The sequence below is a fragment of the Thermotoga sp. 38H-to genome (genome assembly GCF_011057665.1).
Lineage (GTDB): Bacteria > Thermotogota > Thermotogae > Thermotogales > Thermotogaceae > Thermotoga.
Genome location: NZ_LNFZ01000002.1, coordinates 453,926 through 471,444 on the forward strand (window position 1 = coordinate 453,926; position 17,519 = coordinate 471,444).

General features: G+C 46.9%; 14 protein-coding genes and 2 pseudogenes. 6 read left to right on the plus strand and 10 right to left on the minus strand.

Annotated features, from left to right (window positions below):
• The first annotated feature begins 82 nt into the window (after positions 1-82).
• The 6 genes from thyX to AS158_RS06400 all read left to right on the plus strand — a co-directional run bounded on the left by thyX (position 83) and on the right by AS158_RS06400 (position 7,243).
• Complete coding sequence (gene thyX, locus AS158_RS06375) at positions 83-745, plus strand: FAD-dependent thymidylate synthase (RefSeq protein ID WP_004081517.1); 663 nt, start codon at positions 83-85, stop codon at positions 743-745.
• Positions 742-2,877: an outer membrane protein assembly factor gene (locus AS158_RS06380; protein ID WP_008192085.1), complete on the plus strand. Its 2,136-nt coding sequence runs from the start codon at positions 742-744 to the stop codon at positions 2,875-2,877. Before thyX ends, AS158_RS06380 begins: the two co-directional genes overlap by 4 nt.
• A 12-nt stretch (positions 2,878-2,889) precedes the next feature.
• Complete coding sequence (purK, locus tag AS158_RS06385; RefSeq protein ID WP_165304740.1) at positions 2,890-4,032, plus strand: 5-(carboxyamino)imidazole ribonucleotide synthase; 1,143 nt, start codon at positions 2,890-2,892, stop codon at positions 4,030-4,032.
• The gene (purE, locus tag AS158_RS06390) at positions 4,020-4,535 is read left to right on the plus strand and encodes a 5-(carboxyamino)imidazole ribonucleotide mutase (protein ID WP_008192081.1); all 516 of its coding nucleotides are present in this window, start codon (positions 4,020-4,022) and stop codon (positions 4,533-4,535) included. Before purK ends, purE begins: the two co-directional genes overlap by 13 nt.
• Positions 4,536-4,655: 120 nt before the next feature.
• Complete coding sequence (gene hydF, locus AS158_RS06395; protein WP_165304741.1) at positions 4,656-5,870, plus strand: [FeFe] hydrogenase H-cluster maturation GTPase HydF; 1,215 nt, start codon at positions 4,656-4,658, stop codon at positions 5,868-5,870.
• Positions 5,867-7,243 carry an aspartate ammonia-lyase gene (locus AS158_RS06400; protein WP_165304742.1) on the plus strand — a complete coding sequence of 459 codons (1,377 nt, stop codon included), beginning with the start codon at positions 5,867-5,869 and terminating at the stop codon, positions 7,241-7,243. The genes hydF and AS158_RS06400 overlap by 4 nt, the downstream gene beginning before the upstream one ends.
• Here the strand turns inward: AS158_RS06400 and AS158_RS06405 are convergent.
• The 10 genes and pseudogenes from AS158_RS06405 to AS158_RS06450 all read right to left on the minus strand — a co-directional run.
• Positions 7,231-8,661: a gluconokinase gene (locus AS158_RS06405; protein WP_008192074.1), complete on the minus strand. Its 1,431-nt coding sequence runs from the start codon at positions 8,659-8,661 to the stop codon at positions 7,231-7,233. The genes AS158_RS06400 and AS158_RS06405 overlap by 13 nt on opposite strands.
• Positions 8,658-9,941 (minus strand): lactate racemase domain-containing protein, encoded by a 1,284-nt coding sequence (locus tag AS158_RS06410; RefSeq protein ID WP_008192071.1) that lies wholly within the window; start codon positions 9,939-9,941, stop codon positions 8,658-8,660. Before AS158_RS06410 ends, AS158_RS06405 begins: the two co-directional genes overlap by 4 nt.
• Before the next feature lie 12 nt (positions 9,942-9,953).
• Entirely contained in the window at positions 9,954-10,712 is a 759-nt protein-coding gene (locus tag AS158_RS06415; protein WP_008192065.1) for an SDR family oxidoreductase, read from the minus strand.
• A gap of 5 nt (positions 10,713-10,717) precedes the next feature.
• On the minus strand, positions 10,718-12,163 hold the full coding sequence (uxaE, locus tag AS158_RS06420) for a D-tagaturonate epimerase UxaE (RefSeq protein ID WP_008192064.1): 1,446 nt from the start codon (positions 12,161-12,163) through the stop codon (positions 10,718-10,720).
• 6 nt (positions 12,164-12,169) lie between these two features.
• Entirely contained in the window at positions 12,170-12,814 is a 645-nt protein-coding gene (locus AS158_RS06425; RefSeq protein ID WP_165304743.1) for a GntR family transcriptional regulator, read from the minus strand.
• On the minus strand, positions 12,811-14,220 hold the full coding sequence (gene gndA, locus AS158_RS06430) for an NADP-dependent phosphogluconate dehydrogenase (RefSeq protein WP_165304744.1): 1,410 nt from the start codon (positions 14,218-14,220) through the stop codon (positions 12,811-12,813). The genes AS158_RS06425 and gndA overlap by 4 nt, the downstream gene beginning before the upstream one ends.
• Before the next feature lie 18 nt (positions 14,221-14,238).
• Entirely contained in the window at positions 14,239-15,585 is a 1,347-nt protein-coding gene (pelB, locus tag AS158_RS06435) for an exopolygalacturonase PelB (protein WP_081501860.1), read from the minus strand.
• Positions 15,582-16,685 (minus strand): zinc-binding dehydrogenase, encoded by a 1,104-nt coding sequence (locus AS158_RS06440; RefSeq protein WP_038050746.1) that lies wholly within the window; start codon positions 16,683-16,685, stop codon positions 15,582-15,584. The genes pelB and AS158_RS06440 overlap by 4 nt, the downstream gene beginning before the upstream one ends.
• A gap of 64 nt (positions 16,686-16,749) precedes the next feature.
• Positions 16,750-17,223 (minus strand): annotated as a pseudogene (locus AS158_RS06445) (acetylxylan esterase); the annotation flags it as partial.
• Between the two features lies 1 nt (position 17,224).
• A pseudogene (locus tag AS158_RS06450) lies at positions 17,225-17,519 on the minus strand (alpha-glucosidase/alpha-galactosidase); the annotation flags it as partial.

Sequence of the window (17,519 nt, forward strand, 5' to 3'; positions counted from 1 at the left end):
GCCCTCTAAGCTTATATGTTAGTATTGTTATAAAAGACCGGCACCCTCCAACAACGAGCACTCTCCGGAAGGGAGGATATCGATGAAGATCGATATCTTGGACAAAGGATTCGTTGAACTTGTGGATGTGATGGGAAACGACCTCTCCGCTGTACGGGCTGCCCGCGTTTCTTTCGATATGGGTTTGAAAGACGAAGAAAGGGATAGACATCTCATCGAATATCTCATGAAACACGGTCACGAGACACCTTTCGAACATATTGTCTTCACTTTCCACGTGAAAGCCCCTATATTCGTGGCGAGGCAGTGGTTCAGACACAGGATCGCTTCTTACAACGAACTGAGCGGCAGATACTCGAAGCTCTCCTACGAATTCTACATTCCCTCTCCCGAACGCCTGGAAGGGTACAAAACGACCATCCCTCCCGAACGGGTGACGGAGAAGATCTCAGAAATAGTCGATAAAGCGTATCGAACGTATCTGGAGTTGATAGAAAGCGGTGTTCCTCGAGAAGTAGCGAGGATAGTTCTCCCTCTGAATCTGTACACGAGGTTTTTCTGGACTGTGAACGCAAGAAGTCTCATGAACTTTTTGAACCTGAGGGCAGATTCTCACGCTCAGTGGGAAATTCAACAGTACGCTCTGGCAATCGCGAGAATTTTCAAAGAGAAGTGTCCCTGGACTTTTGAGGCATTTCTCAAGTATGCTTATAAAGGAGATATCCTGAAGGAGGTACAGGTATGAAGAAAGAACTGGTTCTTCTGATGGTTCTGCTGGCTGTTTCCGCGATGGCAATTTACATCTCAGAAGTCGATTTCAAGGGATTGAACACACTCAATTCCGAATTCATAGTTCAAAAAGTCGGAAAACTCTTCGGAGAGGTATCATCCGATGAAATTCAGGAGTATCTGAAAAAAGTCTTCAACCTTGGATATTTCTCCTCTCTAACACCCTCTCTGGAACCAGCTGATGTGGGCTACAGACTTGTCGTCTCACTGGAGGAAAATCCAGTTGTCAAAGATTGGAAACTGGAAATAGAGGGCCCTGGTCTGGTGGACAAAAAAGAACTCGAAGAGCTCGTTAAAATCGAGAAAGGCATGCCGTTGAACGTGAACCTTTTGAAAGAAACGTTCGAAGCTATGAGAAACAAGTATCAGGAAGCGGGATACTTTCTTGTGGAGATAAACGGAAACTTTGAAGACGGTACTTATAAAATCGTTGTGAAAGAATACGCTCTTTGGGATATCGTTTTCAACGGAGAAGTGGATGGCCTTGATTTCGTTTCCATCCTTTCGAAAGCGAAGATAAAAACCCTGAGAGACTTCTATTCTTCCTCTCCACTGGTGAGGTTTTTCACCATGAGCAAGAAAGATTTCTATCCAAAGTACTCCGATATAAACAACCTCATCTCAGTTATAAATTCCTACCCGTTCTTCTCGAAAGAAACAACGGTTGACTTCAAGAAAACCACGGTGAAGGACATCGAAGAAAAAAACGTCGTAATCATGGTGGTCAATGTAGTGCAGAGAAGACTGTTTGAAGGAGAGAAAGCTTTCAAAGAGATTCTCTTCCACGGTAACACGATCTTCACGGATCAGGAGCTTTTGAAAGCGTCCGGGTTGTCTCCAGATCAGCCCTACACGAATTCTCAGGTGCTTCTCGCGATGAACAGAATAGTTGATTTTTACGAGAAGAACAATTTCCCATACACGTGGGTGGAAGCAAAGGTAGAAGACGACAGCCTCGTGTTCGATATCTACGAGAAATACGTTCGCTCCGTTAAAATCGAAGGACTCAAGAAAACAAAACCCTACGTGGTGGAGAACCTGGTCACCATAAAAGAAGGAGAACCTCTGAACAAAGAAGAGATCATGCTCACCTACTCTTATCTGCAGAACAGCAGGTACTTCGATTCTGTGAACATATATCCACAGCTTTCTCCAAGCGCAACTCAGGTGGATGTCGTGATAGACCTCAAAGAAGCGGAAAAAACGAGGAATTTCATAGGTGGAATTGGATGGACCATGCCGAAAGAAGGTGAGTGGTGGCAGGGCTTCAGCGGAATGGTTCAGTTCTCCGCAGTGAACACTTTCGGCTACGGAGAGTCCTTCTCTGTGAATCTCAACCTCGGTTTCACCGAAAGGAGCTTTGAAGGAAGTGTAAAACTCCCTGTCAAATTCGAAGTTCCAATGAACCTTGAACTGGGGATTGGATACACAGATTACACCACCTCCAGCGGCACCGATACGATCAGCCTCAAAGGCTTGATCTCTTCTCTTCCGTACAAGGGGCATTCCTTCGGTATCGGACCCATCTACGAAAAAACATTGGTCGACGGAAGCAAGGGAACTCTCGCAATTCTCACGAGATACAAATACAACACCAAGAACTCCGCAATCCTTCCAACCGAAGGATACTACCTCTCGCTCGACCTGACGCGCGCGGGTCTTTTCGGGCTGGACGATCAAAAGTACTGGAAGGGCATCCTCTCGGGAGAAGCGTACTATCCGATCTTTGAAAGTCTCTTCTGGAGCTTCAAAGGCACAGGCGGAATGGTCCGCAACGAAATTGGAACGGAACTTTTGGAAGTTTCCGGACCTTACGCGGTACGTGGTTACAACTACTTCGAGACTGAAAAGATGTTCAAACTCTCAGCCGATCTGAACTGGATTCTCCAGAAAGAAAACGTACCCGTCGTCACTGGACTGTTCGTCGACTACGGCGGAATAGAAGAGAACGGAAATATGAACACTCTCTCCTCAGCAGGAGTGAAACTCGATCTCGTCGTTCCCCTTCTTGGAAGCGTGGAAGTTGGCGGTGCCTACAGATTCAACGAAAAGAACTGGCAAATCTACTTCTTCATGGGTGGCTGGTGAGGAGGGAAGTCGGTGAAAAAGATCGGCATCATTGGCGGTGGCCAACTCGGAAAGATGATGACCCTGGAAGCAAAGAAGATGGGGTTTTATGTGACCGTGCTCGATCCCACTCCGGGGAGCCCCGCTGGACAGGTGGCGGATGAGCAGATAGTCGCAGGTTTTTTCGACTCAGAAAGAATTGAAGATCTGGTAAAAGGTTCAGATGTTACCACCTACGATCTTGAACACATCGACGTTCAGACATTGAAGAAACTCTACGACGAGGGCTACAGAATACATCCCTCTCCGTACACTCTGGAAATCATACAGGATAAGTTCATTCAAAAAGAATTTTTGAAGAAAAACGGCATCCCAGTTCCCAGATACAAACCGGTGAAGGATCTGGAAAGCGACGTCAGGGAGTTCGGTTTCCCTGTTGTTCAAAAGGCGAGAAAAGGAGGATACGACGGCAGAGGTGTGTTCATCATAAAAAACGAAAAAGATCTCGAAAACGCCTTGAGTGGTGAGACCTACCTCGAGGAATTCGTTGAGATAGAAAAGGAACTCGCTGTCATGGTGGCAAGAAACGAAAAGGGAGAGATCGCGTGCTATCCTGTGGTGGAGATGTACTTCGATGAAGATGCGAACATATGCGATGTGGTGATAGCACCCGCCAGAATAGAAGAGAAAGAGACAAAGATCGCAAGAGATGTCGCTGTGAGTGTCGTGGAAGCCCTTGAAGGTATCGGAATCTTTGGCATCGAGATGTTCCTCACAAAACAGGGTGAGATCCTCGTCAACGAGATCGCACCACGCCCGCACAACTCCGGCCATTACACCATAGAAGCGTGTGTAACAAGCCAGTTTGAACAGCACATAAGGGCCATCATGAACCTGCCGCTTGGGTCAACAAAACTTCTCATCCCCGCCGTGATGGTGAACCTGCTCGGTGAAGAAGGGCATTACGGAAAACCTGTTCTTGTGGGTCTGGAAGAGGCTCTGGCCATAGAAGGCCTTTCCCTTCACTTCTATGGAAAAAAAGAAACAAGACCTTACAGGAAGATGGGACACTTCACCGTGGTCGATGACAGCGTGGAAAGGGCACTTGAGAAGGCACTGAAGGCAAAAAAGATCCTGAAGGTTGTATCGGAGGAGGGAGCGATGTGCCAAAGGTAGGAATCATCATGGGAAGTGATTCTGACCTTCCTGTGATGAAACAGGCAGCGGAGATCCTCGAGGAGTTTGGGATAGATTACGAGATCACGATCGTTTCCGCCCACAGAACTCCGGATCGCATGTTCGAGTACGCAAAGAGTGCCGAAGAGCGGGGTATAGAGGTCATCATCGCAGGAGCAGGGGGAGCAGCGCACCTTCCCGGAATGGTGGCAAGTATCACACATCTTCCCGTTATCGGTGTTCCTGTGAAGACCTCCACACTGAACGGTCTTGACTCTCTTTTATCCATCGTTCAGATGCCGGGGGGAGTTCCCGTTGCCACCGTCGCCATAAACAACGCAAAGAACGCGGGAATACTCGCAGCGTCCATTCTGGGGATCAAGTATCCGGAGATCGCAAAGAAGGTGAAAGAGTACAAGGAGAAAATGAAACAGGAAGTTCTGGAAAAGGCAAAAAAACTTGAAGAGATGGGATACAGGGAGTATCTGGAACAGAAGGGTTAATTTGTGATAAAATTAACTTGGAAAGCCCAATCCCACCTGAGGTGGAGGGTATCCGACACCGAGGGGGGAGAATACCCCTTCGGTTGTGCGAAGGGGATTTTTCTTTGTAGAGGTGATAGTGTGAGACTGCCGGACGCCGGTTTCAGAAGATACATCGTTGTTGCGGGAAGAAGGAACGTTGGAAAATCCTCTTTCATGAACGCCTTAGTTGGTCAGAACGTGTCTATCGTGAGCGATTATGCGGGAACTACGACCGATCCCGTCTACAAATCCATGGAACTTCATCCTATCGGTCCCGTCACCCTCGTGGATACTCCCGGACTCGACGACGTGGGAGAACTTGGAAGACTGAGGGTAGAGAAGGCAAGGAGGGTGTTCTACAGAGCAGACTGTGGAATTCTCGTGACAGACAGCGCACCAACTCCCTACGAAGACGACGTTGCAAATCTCTTCAAAGAGATGGAAATTCCTTTTGTGGTCGTGATAAACAAGATCGATGTTCTGAAGGAAAAAGCCATGGAACTGAAAAGACTGTACGAGGATCGATACGAAGCAAGGGTGCTCCTTGTCTCGGCACTTCGAAAGGAAGGCTTTGAAGATATAGGGAAAGTCCTCTCTGAGATCCTTCCGGACGACGAGGAAATTCCCTATCTTGGCGATCTGATAGATGGCGGTGATCTTGTGATTCTTGTTGTTCCCATAGACCTTGGAGCACCCAAGGGAAGGCTCATCATGCCACAGGTACACGCAATAAGAGAGACTCTGGACAGGGAAGCCATCGCACTCGTTGTGAAGGAAAGAGAACTCAGGTACGTGATGGAGAACATTGGAATGAAGCCGAAACTTGTGATCACAGATTCTCAGGCCGTGATGAAGGTCGTCTCCGACATCCCCGACGATGTGGAACTCACCACCTTCTCGATCGTGGAATCACGCTACCGTGGCGATCTTTCTTACTTCGTTGAGAGTGTGAAGAAGATAGAAGAGTTGAGAGATGGCGACACGGTCGTGATCATGGAAGGTTGCACCCACAGGCCCCTCACCGAAGACATCGGAAGGGTGAAGATTCCAAGATGGCTCGTGAACCACACGGGAGCGCAGCTCAACTTCAAGGTCATAGCCGGAAAAGATTTTCCTGATCTTGAGGAAATAGAAAACGCAAAACTTATCATCCACTGCGGTGGATGTGTTCTGAACCGCTCAGCGATGATGAGAAGGGTAAGGATGGCAAAAAGACTCGGTATACCGATGACGAACTACGGTGTGACCATCTCTTACCTTCACGGTGTGCTAGAGCGGGTGATACGTCCCTTCAGAGAGGAAGTGAAGGTGTGAGAAAGGAACACGATTACCTCGGGGAACTGGAGATAGAAGACGAAGCCTACTATGGAATTCACACAAAGAGGGCCCTCATGAACTTCCCATCCACCGGTGAAAAACTCGACGAAACCTTCATCTGGGCGTACTTCATGGTGAAAAAAGCCTGTGCCCTTTTGAACACGGAACTCGGTTATCTAGACGAACGAACAGGAAACGCCATTGTGAAAGCCTGTGACGAATGGGAAACGTTGAAAGAACACGTTCTGGTGGATCCCCTCTCGGGTGGAGCTGGAACGTCGATAAACATGAACATAAACGAGGTGATAGCAAACAGGGCAACAGAGATACTCGGTGGAAAGAAAGGAGAATACCTCGTCGATCCCATAGATCACGTGAACTTGCACCAGTCAACGAACGACACCTTTCCAACGAGTGCGAAGATCGCCACCATCGTGAAACTGAGAAAACTCATAGAAGCGGTGATAAATCTTCAGGAGAAGATCCAGGAGAAAGAGAAGGAGTTCTACTCCATCAGAAAGCCGGGAAGAACCCAGCTCATGGATGGTCCACCGATCATGCTTGGACAGGAGTTCGGTGCCTTCGCCGATGCCCTCGCAAGGGACAGATGGAGGCTCCACAAGGTCGAAGAGAGAATAAGAAGCGTGAACATCGGGGGAACAGCGATCGGAACTGGAGTTGGGGCACCGAAAGATTACATCTTGAAGATCGTGGAAAAAGTAAGAGAAGTAACGAAGGTGAAGATCGCCAAGGCGGAAAACCTCATAGACGCAACCCAAAACTGGGATGTCTTTGCGGAGGTTCACGGTCTTTTAAAATCCCTTGCTGTGAATCTCTACAAGATCTCAAACGATATCAGACTCCTTGGAAGTGGGCCAAACACGGCGATAGGTGAACTCATTTTGCCGGCGGTTCAGGCTGGAAGTTCCATCATGCCGGGAAAGGTGAATCCGGTTGTTCCAGAGTATGTGATGCAGCTCTGCCACATGGTCTTTGGCCACGACACGATACTGAACCACACATGTGCACTCGGAAACCTCGAACTCAACCAGTTCGCCCCACTCATAGTCCATCTCACACTCAAGTCCCTCACACTTCTCACAAACGCCTGTCGCTCCCTGACGGAATACGTGGTGAACATAAAGGCAAACGAAAAGCGGTGTGAGGAACATCTCTCACGTTCTGTGTCGAACCTCACACCGCTGATAAAGATGTTCGGTTACGAGGCCGTCTCAGAAGCGGTGAAGAGGGCAAACTGGGATATCGGAAAGACTCTGGAAATTCTCTCTCGGGAAAAGAACGTTCCGATCGACGAAATAGCAAAAAAACTGGATCTGAAGAAGATGACCGGTCTTGGTTACTCCCTGTAGAAATAGTCCACCAGTTTTTCGTAGAGAAATCTGTAATCATCGTAGAGTTGTTCGTATTTTTCGTTTCTTTCAGGATCGCAGCGAAAAACCTGCTCCACATGGACTTCCTTTTCAAGGAATTCTTCTACGCTCTCTCCTAGAGATTTCAGGGCCATCACGTAGGCACCGAAGGCGGAAGGATTCTCCACGTTTGTGACCGTGATATCTTTTCCCAGAACATCCGCAAGGAGCTGAACCCAGTAAGGCGAACTGGTGAAGCCTCCCGTTGCAACGATCCGAACAGGATCCACATTCCCCACTTTTTTTACCGCGTTGTATATGTCTTTTATTCTGAAACAGATTCCTTCAAGCGCCGCCCTGGCGATATCGCTTCTTCTGTGAGATGAAGCAAGTCCCACCAGAACACCCCTGTACCTTTCTCTCCAGTGAGGTGCCCTTTCACCGTTTAGGAAGGGAAGGAAAACAAGACCGTTTGCCCCGATTGAAGACTTCTTTGCCTCCTCTATGATCTCGTCGTAACTGTCGAACTTCATAACATCTTTCAGCCACATCAGCACGATTCCACCGTTGTTTATCGCACCACCAAGAACGTAGTTTTTCTCATCGATCAGATAGCACCATGTGGAGATACCTTCCCGATCTATCACGGGTCTGTCCAGAACCACACGGAACGCACCACTTGTTCCGATCGTTACGGTGGCAGAATCCGGATCCATAGCGTTCAGTCCAACATTCGTCATCACCCCGTCTCCACCGCCGAGGACCAGATAGACCTCTCTGAAACCAAGTTCTTTCGCTACTTCTTCTTTCGCTTTCAACTGAGCGTAAGGTGACTTGAGTTCTGGCAGGTTTTCTTTCTTCACTCCCACGATCCCGAGGATCTCATCGTCCCACTCAAGGGAATGTATGTTCATCATACCGGTTCCAGATGCAAGGGAAATCTCCTCTACGAACTCTCCTGTCAGTTTGTTGACTATGAAGGCTTTTATCGAACAGAACTTCTTTGAATCTGAGTTCTTCTTCATCCAGAGAATCTTCGAAGGCCAGTACATCGGATGAAGCGGGCAGGCCGTTCTTTCGTAGAAGAACCTGGTTCCGTATTTCTTTTCGAGTTCTTCCTTTTCACGATAGGACCTTCTGTCCACCCAGTTGAGAAGGGGTGTTACCGGATTGAAATCTTCATCGAGCCCAACCACACTGTGAAAAACAGAACTCATTCCAACGTAGAGAACGTCTCCTTCCTTTGGAATCTGCTTCAAGAGGTAGTAAACGGCCGACAGAATCTCTTTTGGGTCCTGCTCCACTGCCTCTGGAGATGGGAAAAAGATCCTGTAGGACTTCTTCAGAACCTTCCACTCACCGTTACTTTTGAACATGAGACGAGCGCTTTCTGTTCCAATGTCTATGGCCGCTATCATCTTCTCCTCTCCCTCAGATCGTAGAGATACTTTCCTCCCGGCACTATCCAGAGGGAATCCTCGTCCATGAAATCTTCCTTTCTTATCTTCGAGGGGTCCATGTAGCCCAGGTTCACCGCTCTGCACTCGTCTTCAGGAATGGAGGTTGCCAAGATCACGTCGAACTCGAACTCTTCCTTTCCCGTTTCTGGATCGAACGTTCCAGCTCCCCTCACGTTGATCACATGCGCTGCAACGTTTTTGTTGAAGTCGGGATGCTTTTTCAGATACCACTTCACGTAGTCTTTGCAGTGGTATCCTATCTCCCTGATCCATCTGTCCATTTGAGGATTGGAGTGAAATCTCTTTATATGAGGTGCGTAGATGATGATCTGTCCACCTTTTACCATCACACCGGGCCTTTGGAGTTTGTAAGAACCCTTTCCGGCGGTCCAGACCTCGTCGTATTCTTCTCCAATCACCTGGACAGCTCTTTTGAGGGGGCGGTCTATGTACTTAACATGGAGTTGAGAACTGAGTTCACACGCCTTTTCGTACGCTTTCAGAAAGCCCTCGAATCCTTCGTCTATGTAGAGAGCCCTTGGAATCACCTCTTCCTCTTCCTCGTACACCATGTTCAGGGTGAAGGATCTTGCTTTGATCTTTCGAAAGATCATCTCCGATGCTCTGTTTATGATCTTCCGCGCAGGATTGTCCACCGTGCCTATGAGCTTTGGAATGCCCATGAGTACGGCGGCCCAGTGGAAGGTATCCACCACCTCCGTGCTGGCAACACCAGGAATGACGATCTTCAACCCACCCGAAAAGCCCGTTGATTCATGAGGAACGGTACCGTTTATGAAAAAGATCGCATCGAAGTCTCCAAAGAGCAGTTTATTCACCTTTATCGGTATCTCCTCTTCCAGATCCCCTTCTGTCATTTCGGAGACAAAATCAGAAGGAAGCGTTCCAACAAGCGTTAAGGCCTCTGGATTGAAGAACTCGTGGTTGTGGAAGAACACTCCTTTTTCGTCCCTTGAGATACCGAGTTTTCTTTCGAACTCTTCCACCTTCATCGCCCTGTGCGTGCCACTCGCGTTGAGCGTATGAAACTCTTTCAGACCTCTTTCAAGGAGAAACCTGTAGAGGTTCTTTGCCACTAAGTGGGTGAAATCTACACGAGTGTAATCCGTGTGCACCACCAGCACTTTTTTCACTCTTCCAAGATCTTCAACCAGTTCTGAAAGACCTTCTTTTATCTTCTCTTCGGTCAAAGGATCTCCTTCCAGATACACCGTCATGCTTTCACTCCTTCAATTTGCGGTCCATCCACCATCCACGAAGATGATCTGCCCTGTTACATACCGCGCCTTTTCGGAAGCAAGAAAAATGGCCACTCCTTTAAGATCTTCTGGAACACCTGTTCTTCCAAGAGGGATTCTCTTTAACATGTAGTCCAGTTTTTCTGGATCGCTGAACACAGCCTCTGTCATCTTGGTTCTGTACCAGCCTGGCGCTATCACATTCACCCTTATGCCGTACCTTCCCCACTCCTTTGCCAGGGCTTTCGTCAAAGAGGCAATGCCTCCTTTCGAAGCAGCGTACGCGGATATGTTGGGCATGGTGACTTCCTCAATGGTGAGAGATCCTATGTTTATGATAGAGGGATTATCAGATTCTCTTAGGAGTGAAAAGGCCTCCCTACACACGTAGTAGGTTCCAAAAAGGTTCACCTCTATCACCTGTCTGAACTCATCGAGCGGAAACTCTTCCGCTGGATGTCTTCTGTTTATTCCAGCAGCGTTGACCACCGTATCGAGTCTTCCAAATCTCTCCCTCACTGTTTCCAAAAGTTTTCTCACTTCCTCGTAGTTTGAGACATCACATCGGAAAGCCATCGTTTCAACACCGTATTTTTCTTTCAACCTTTGAGCCGCTTCTGACGCTTCCCCCAGACTTCTGCTTGCAACGACCACTGAACATCCAGCCTCTGCCAGCCCCTGAGCGATTCCAAAACCCAACCCACGAGAGCCGCCGGTTACAAGTGCAACCCTCCCCTTCAGATCGAACACCTCTTTCACCCCCTCAGCAGATCCACGTGTCTTTTTATATGTTTTGCCACAGTTTCGTAGAAGAGCTCCTCGTTTTGTTCAAGCGTCTTAAACAGCCGTTCTTTCAGAGACGCATCTTTCAGAACAGAGCCGTAGGTGACGTGGATCAACTGTCTCACGTTGATGTCCTCAAAGAGTGTTGGAAGATCTTCATCTTTCATTTTTTCTACATCCGGAACTTTCGATAGATCCGCAGATATGTGATAGGACTTTTTGTCTTCCTCAAAGCGATCAAGGGCACACCTGTAGATCTCGCGGAAGAGATCGGGGTTAACCATAGATATGACCTTTACCGCCTCGAGATAACTCGTTCCGGCCGTCTTCACGTGGAAAAGGCCTCCTGTTGCAGAAGCAAAAGCAGGATACGCGGAAAATTTGTCGCTTCCAGAGTGGAGTGATATTTTGTACCCTTCTAACATCCTCGAGATCTCAGCGTGCATCTTGATTTCTCTCTCGAACTGTACAAGATCCCCCTTGTAGTCTATTCCCTTTTCCCATTCACCGACGAATCTCAGGGCAAGATTGGTGAACTCCACACCTTTTCGTCTAAGTTCTTCCACAACGAAAATGTGGAAAAGTGGACTCGTGGGAGTTTCCGTTTCGTCAACCGAGACTTCGAAATCGAAGTCTGAGGTTTCATCTTTCAAAATTTGATACATCATATCTACATGGGCAATCGCATCGTAATACACGAGCGCCGCATCTCTGAGATTCTTTTCATCGAATTCGATCCTCTCACCGAGAACAAAGTATTTCTTACCGAGATAGATTCTGTCGATTCTTTCCCTTCTCAGAATCTCTTCGAACTTCTCATTTTTTTCCTTTTCGGTGAGTTTTGAAAGATTCCTCACATGATCCGAAGGATCGATTGTGAACATGGTGAAACCTTCTCTCGCAGCTGAAACAAGATCCTCCGGCTGCTTCACGTGATCGGCGTCTGCTCCGAATCCCCCATTGTATCCCTCTTGGAAAACTCCCCATGTGGCATCGTCCAGCACATCTCTCCAGGTCCTTCCTGTTCTCTCGTTCTCCCTCACCGACTGCTGCGCAAAGATGGGAAAAAGCCCCGAATCTTTCAACGCCTTCACGTGAGCCGGTGTGGTGATACCAAGTCGGTCACCCGTTCCAAAAGACGCTCTCAATCCCGCTCGAACTGGTTTGAGATCTGGAAAGTATTTTCTGAGAACCTCCAGGTTCTCATGATTTCTCTCACAGAAAAAGAATGAAACACCCTCCGCCTGCTGTTTTTTGAAAAACGACAGACCTTTGGGTGCCTTTTCTCCAGCAATCACTAGAATTTTTCCTTCCTCCCCCTTTGTCAAGAAGAAAGAGAGCGAATCCTTTTCTCTATAAGACTTTTCGTAAACTTCGTATCCCCTTCCAAAGTGATCTTTGAACACTCTCAAGACCATATTTTCTCAACTCCTTTCATACGTGTACAGGTTCTTTATGGTCTCCGCCTCCACATTTTTCAAGTGTTCTCTTAACTTCTCTATGGCACCTTCTTTATCGCCGCTGATGATTCTCTCTATGAGTTCTTTGTGTTCCCTGTTCGAAACGATGTACCTTTCGTTCAGATGCCTTACGAGGTCTATACGATCCCATATCTTTTCATACAAAGAGATAATGATATCATTCTCCGAGGCTCTGATAAAGAGTTTGTGCAGTCTTTCATCGGAATCGTCGAAAATCTCTCTCTTTGCGCTTTTCTCTACATCCTCGATTTCATTTTTTATTTCCAGAAGCTCGCTGGAACGGGAGATTTTTTCGAAGTAATTTTCAAGACAGAAGACTTCCATCATGATTCTCGTCTCTATGGTTTCTCTTATGAATTTCTCATCGACGTCGGTTACAAAAAATCCAACCCTTGGAACCACCTTCACAAGACCTTCAGTTGCAAGTTGGAGAAGGGCATCCCGCACTGGAGTAAAGCTAATACCGAGTTTTTCGGAGAGTTCTCTCACGTTTAGTTTCTCTCCAAGCTTCAATTCGTGGTTCAGTATCATTTCTTTGAGAAGATTGTAGACCTTCGTTCTCACGAGGTCCACTTCGATTTTTTTCATCCTATCTCTCCTTCCTCCCAGTTGATGTGGAACACACCTTCTCTGTCTACTCTCTCAAACGTGTGTGCTCCGAAGAAGTCTCTTTGAGCCTGTATGAGATTCGCCGGCAGTCTCTCTTCGGTGAGACTCATGAAGTAGTTGTAAGAGGAACTCAAAACAGGAACAGAGATTTCGTTCTCTATGGACGCCTTCAATATGTTCTTTAGAGAATCGATTTTGCCTTTCAATAGATTCATCACTTCTTCGTTCTCCAGCAAATACGCGTTCTCGTTAGATATGTACCTTCTGAGTGTGTCTATCAACTTCGCCCTTATGATACATCCACCCTTCCATATTCTGAGCACCTCCGAGAGGCTCACCCCATAGCCAAACTCTTTCGATGCTTCTGCGATCAACCACATGCCCTGAGAAAAGGCCATGAACATGGCAAAGAAGAGAGAGTTTCGGAGATCTCTCAAAAATTCCTCGCTACCCTGAGTAGCGCTTCTTCTCTTATTATACAGTTTCGAAAGCCTTGTTCTTCTGTCTTTGAAATGGGAAATCACCCTTTCAACCACCGCCAGGTTTATGGAAGGGGTAGGTATTCCGAGGTCAAGGGCTGCTTGGGATGTCCACTTTCCAGTTCCCTTCTGTTCTGCCTTGTCCAGGATCACATCGACCATCGGTTTTCCTGTTTCTTCATCTTTCTTTCTCAAAATCTTGTAGGTGATCTCCACCAGGAACGAGCTGAGTTCCCCTCTGTTCCACTCTTCAAAGATACTGGACATTTCTTCAGGTGATAGGCTCAAAACATCTCTCATAACGTGATAAACTTCCGCTATCGCCTGCATGATGGCGTATTCTATTCCGTTGTGAACCATCTTCACAAAGTGCCCCGCCGATCTTTCACCAACGTATGTACAGCACGGTCCATCCTCTGTTTTCGCTGCTATTTTCAAAAGAATCTCCTCAACCAGGTTGTACGCTTCTCTACTTCCCCCAGGCATGAGAGAAGGCCCGTGAAGAGCCCCGTACTCACCACCAGAAACTCCCATACCGAGGAAAAGTATTCCCTTTTCAGAGAGTTCCTTGAAGCGTCTTTCGGTATCCATGTAATGGGAATTACCACCGTCTATTATCAAATCACCTGGTTCGAGGTGAGGAAGAAGCTGAGAAATCGTATCATCCACGGGTTTTCCTGCCTTTACCATTAAGATTATCTTTCTTGGTCTTTCGAGAGACTTCACGAAGCTTTCGATATCGTAATGAGGTTCTATCTCTTCATTCGTTACACGATTTTTCACAAATTCCTCCGTTCTCTGTGCTGTTCTGTTGTAAACCGAAACTTTGTAGCCTTTCCTCGCAATGTTCAGTGCAAGATTCTGACCCATCACAGCAAGACCGATGAGACCAATATGAGATTTCACCGGCGTCACCTCCCTATTTTATTTCAGCAGAGCTTTACCTTCGATGTAAAGCTTTTCGAATCTTGATCCATTCATGATAACATTCTCCATCCCCAACTGACCGAACTCAAGAAGAACAGAGATCTTCGCTCCTTCAATTATAGTATCAGATATCAGAATATCTTTTACATAATCATTCTCCAGACCCTCAATCCGTACAGCGTATTTTCCACCTGTCGCCTTCAGGTTCTTAACAAAAACGCTTCTGACTACAGGAAGATATTCTCCCTCTTCGTTATCGTATCTGAGATTTATTCTGATCACCTCTTCTGAAACGTTCATAGCCACGTTGTCTATAAAGAAGATGTTCTCCATGTATCCTCCACGCCTGGAATTCGTTTTCAACCTGAGAGCCCTTTCCACATTCATGTAGACGTTGTTCCTTGCAACGACGTTTCTCACACCACCAGACATCTCACTCCCAATCACAAGTCCACCATGACTCGCCTGACTGATCACCAGGTTATCCCTCACAAGAATGTATTCAGAAGGTACTCCGATTCGTCTTCCGTCCGCGTCTCTCCCCGATTTGATGACCACAGAATCATCACCTGTGTCGAATCTGCATTTCTCAATGAGCATATACTTGCAGGATTCAGGATCGATACCATCATTGTTTGGGCCCGTGCTTGAAATTTCAATGTTTCTTATGATCACATTTTCAGAGAGAACCGGATGTACACACCACATAGGAGAGTTGATGATCTTCACACCCTCTACCAAAACATTTCTGCATCTGTAAAACTGAACAAAACTCGGTCTCAGATAATGTCCTTTTCCGAACACCCTTTCTTCAACTGGTGTTCCTCTCTCGGCCATTTCTTTCAGTTTTTTTACATCCTCCTGCTGGTTGGGAAGTCCTTCCTTCCATCCGAAATCTTTCTTTCCCTTCCAGGGCCACCAGTGTTCGTTGTCTGCTGAACCGTCCAAAACCCCACTTCCGGTGATAGCCACGTTCTCACAATCTAAGGCGTAAACCAGGGGAGAATAATTGTACAGTTCGATTCCCTCGAACCTGGTGAGAACGACGGGAAGGTATCTCTCAGGATCAGGAATGAATTTTATGGTTCCCTTCACGTGGAGTTCGATATTGCTCTTCAAATGAATTGGTCCCGTTAGAAACACACCTTCGGGAACAATCAGTCTTCCTCCGCCCTGTTTTGAAAGTTCTTCTATGGCCCTTTTGAAGCTCTCAGAACAGTCTGTTCTTCTATCCCCTCTCGCTCCAAAATCAAGGAGGTTAACCTCCCGATCGGGTATCTGAGGCTCTCTCACGTGATTCAAAATCTCTTCTTCAATCTTTTTTGCCAGTTCTTCCATGATCATCCCTCCGGATAAAGGATTACTTTCAAAGCCTCTCTCGATTCCATGAGTTCCAGGGCTTTGTTTGCCTCTTTCAAAGGAAGTCTGTGCGTGATGAGCTTGGAAAGAAGTTGATAATTCTTGGACGTGATTGAAACCGTCTTCACAAAGTGTGAAGTATCACTGACCCAGATTCCCTTGAAAGTCGCGTTCTTCAAAACAAGCCATTCGTAAACTTTAAAAGGTACAAGATCCTGTGGCACAGCTACCCCCGCAACAGAGTAAAATCCTCCTCTTCTCAGTAACTCAGATCCTTCGAGAAGTGCTCTGCTGTCCCCCGTCGCTTCCAGGATAAAATCTGCTCCTCTACCGTGTGTGATGTCCATTATTGCTTTTCTTCTCTCCTCAACACTCGTTTCTCTTCTGTTCAATGTGAGATCTGCTCCTATTTCTTCGGCAAGTTTCAGCCTGTTCGGAGAACCCGCTATTACAATCACATTCTCCGCACCAAGACTCCTTGCTATAACAACTCCAAACAATCCCAAAGGTCCCGCTCCCTGTATAACAACGGTCTTCCCAGCAAAGGATTCAGGATACTCATCAAACGCGTGGTATGCAGTTGCTCCCGAACACATCGCCATAGCAAGAACGTCGAGATCGTCTTTTTCCGATACCTTTAAAACGTCTGTTTCTGGGTCCAGCACAATGTGAGAACTGTAGCATCCTCTGAGGTGAGGATACTCAGAACATCCCCTGTTTATTCCATAGACCTTTCTATTTGGACAGAGATAAGGTTCTTTTGACACCTTACACCAGTAACATTCACCACAGGTGATACCCCTATTCCAGACTATCAAATCACCGGGTTTAAGGAGTTCTCCATTGAGATCTCTCTTTTCTCCGTTCACTTCGACAACTCTTCCTGCACCCTCGTGCCCCAGGATGATGGGAAGAGGTACTCTGGGATCTTCTCCGCGAAACATGTGAACATCGGAACCACAAACACCTGCAGAGAGAATTTCAACCAGAATAGATCCTCGTGGAATGTCTGAGATCTCGAATTCTTTATATACAAGAGGTTGATTGAACTTTTCGAGCACCATGGCGTGAGCTTTCAACCCCATCACTCCCTTTAAGATGTTTGATGTTTCAGATATAGTTTACCATAATTCATATTTATGTCTATATATAATAATACGTTTTAGGATCCAGTATACCACGAGTCATAAAACCTGGGAATTGGGGATTCAATGGTTCTTCGCAATAATCTGGTGTGTCACCTTTTGTTCTACTCGTTCCCTGGCCTCGTGTATCCATAACAAAATTGGCATATCCCGCACTACTCCAGAAGAGCCAGTCGAACGGGAATCCCCTTCCTCCTCTGTACCCAATGAACTGAACAACACACGGGAGTTTCTCCTCTTTCCTGACAACCGGTAAAATTAACCACGCCTTTATCCTTTGTCCCTTGTAACCAGAGAAGGTGACATCGTACACTTCCACGTTCTCAAGTAAATAATCTACTCTTTCAAAAACAGGATCCAGAGGAAACCCCTTTGATTCCTCAAGAGTTTTTCTCCAGAACTGGTCAAAATCCCCCTCTTCGTATCTTTCAGGAAGGTAAGACCTTAATTTCTCCAGAGGCATGTCAAACAGCGCCATATCAATTCTTTCCTACTTTTGAGTAATGCTTCTTCATTTCCTCGTTGAAGGGGAGGTTAAGGATATCATCAATAACAGCGACGGCCTGTTCGTAGGATCTGGTTCTTGGATCCCTGACGAGGATCTCCTCAAGAACCCTCCTGTCACCAGATATGAACGCCTCAAGTGTCCACTCCATCCTGAGTATCCTCGGAAGTAAGTAGAACTTCTTGATCCTGTCTGTAAGATCAGGCTCTATCTTCTCCGGATGTATCCCCTCTTTATCAACTACCACCGGCACCTCCACCACTACATCG

What these genes read in the sequence shown, in the direction of transcription:
- thyX (WP_004081517.1), top strand. Translation starts at nt 83, where the DNA reads ATGAAGATCGATATCTTGGACAAAGGATTCGTTGAACTTGTGGATGTG.
- AS158_RS06425 (WP_165304743.1), bottom strand. Translation starts at nt 12,814, where the DNA reads ATGAAAAAAATCGAAGTGGACCTCGTGAGAACGAAGGTCTACAATCTT.
- uxaE (WP_008192064.1), bottom strand. Translation starts at nt 12,163, where the DNA reads ATGGTCTTGAGAGTGTTCAAAGATCACTTTGGAAGGGGATACGAAGTT.
- pelB (WP_081501860.1), bottom strand. Translation starts at nt 15,585, where the DNA reads ATGATCATGGAAGAACTGGCAAAAAAGATTGAAGAAGAGATTTTGAAT.
- AS158_RS06440 (WP_038050746.1), bottom strand. Translation starts at nt 16,685, where the DNA reads ATGGGGTTGAAAGCTCACGCCATGGTGCTCGAAAAGTTCAATCAACCT.
- AS158_RS06405 (WP_008192074.1), bottom strand. Translation starts at nt 8,661, where the DNA reads ATGATAGCGGCCATAGACATTGGAACAGAAAGCGCTCGTCTCATGTTC.
- AS158_RS06410 (WP_008192071.1), bottom strand. Translation starts at nt 9,941, where the DNA reads ATGACGGTGTATCTGGAAGGAGATCCTTTGACCGAAGAGAAGATAAAA.
- AS158_RS06380 (WP_008192085.1), top strand. Translation starts at nt 742, where the DNA reads ATGAAGAAAGAACTGGTTCTTCTGATGGTTCTGCTGGCTGTTTCCGCG.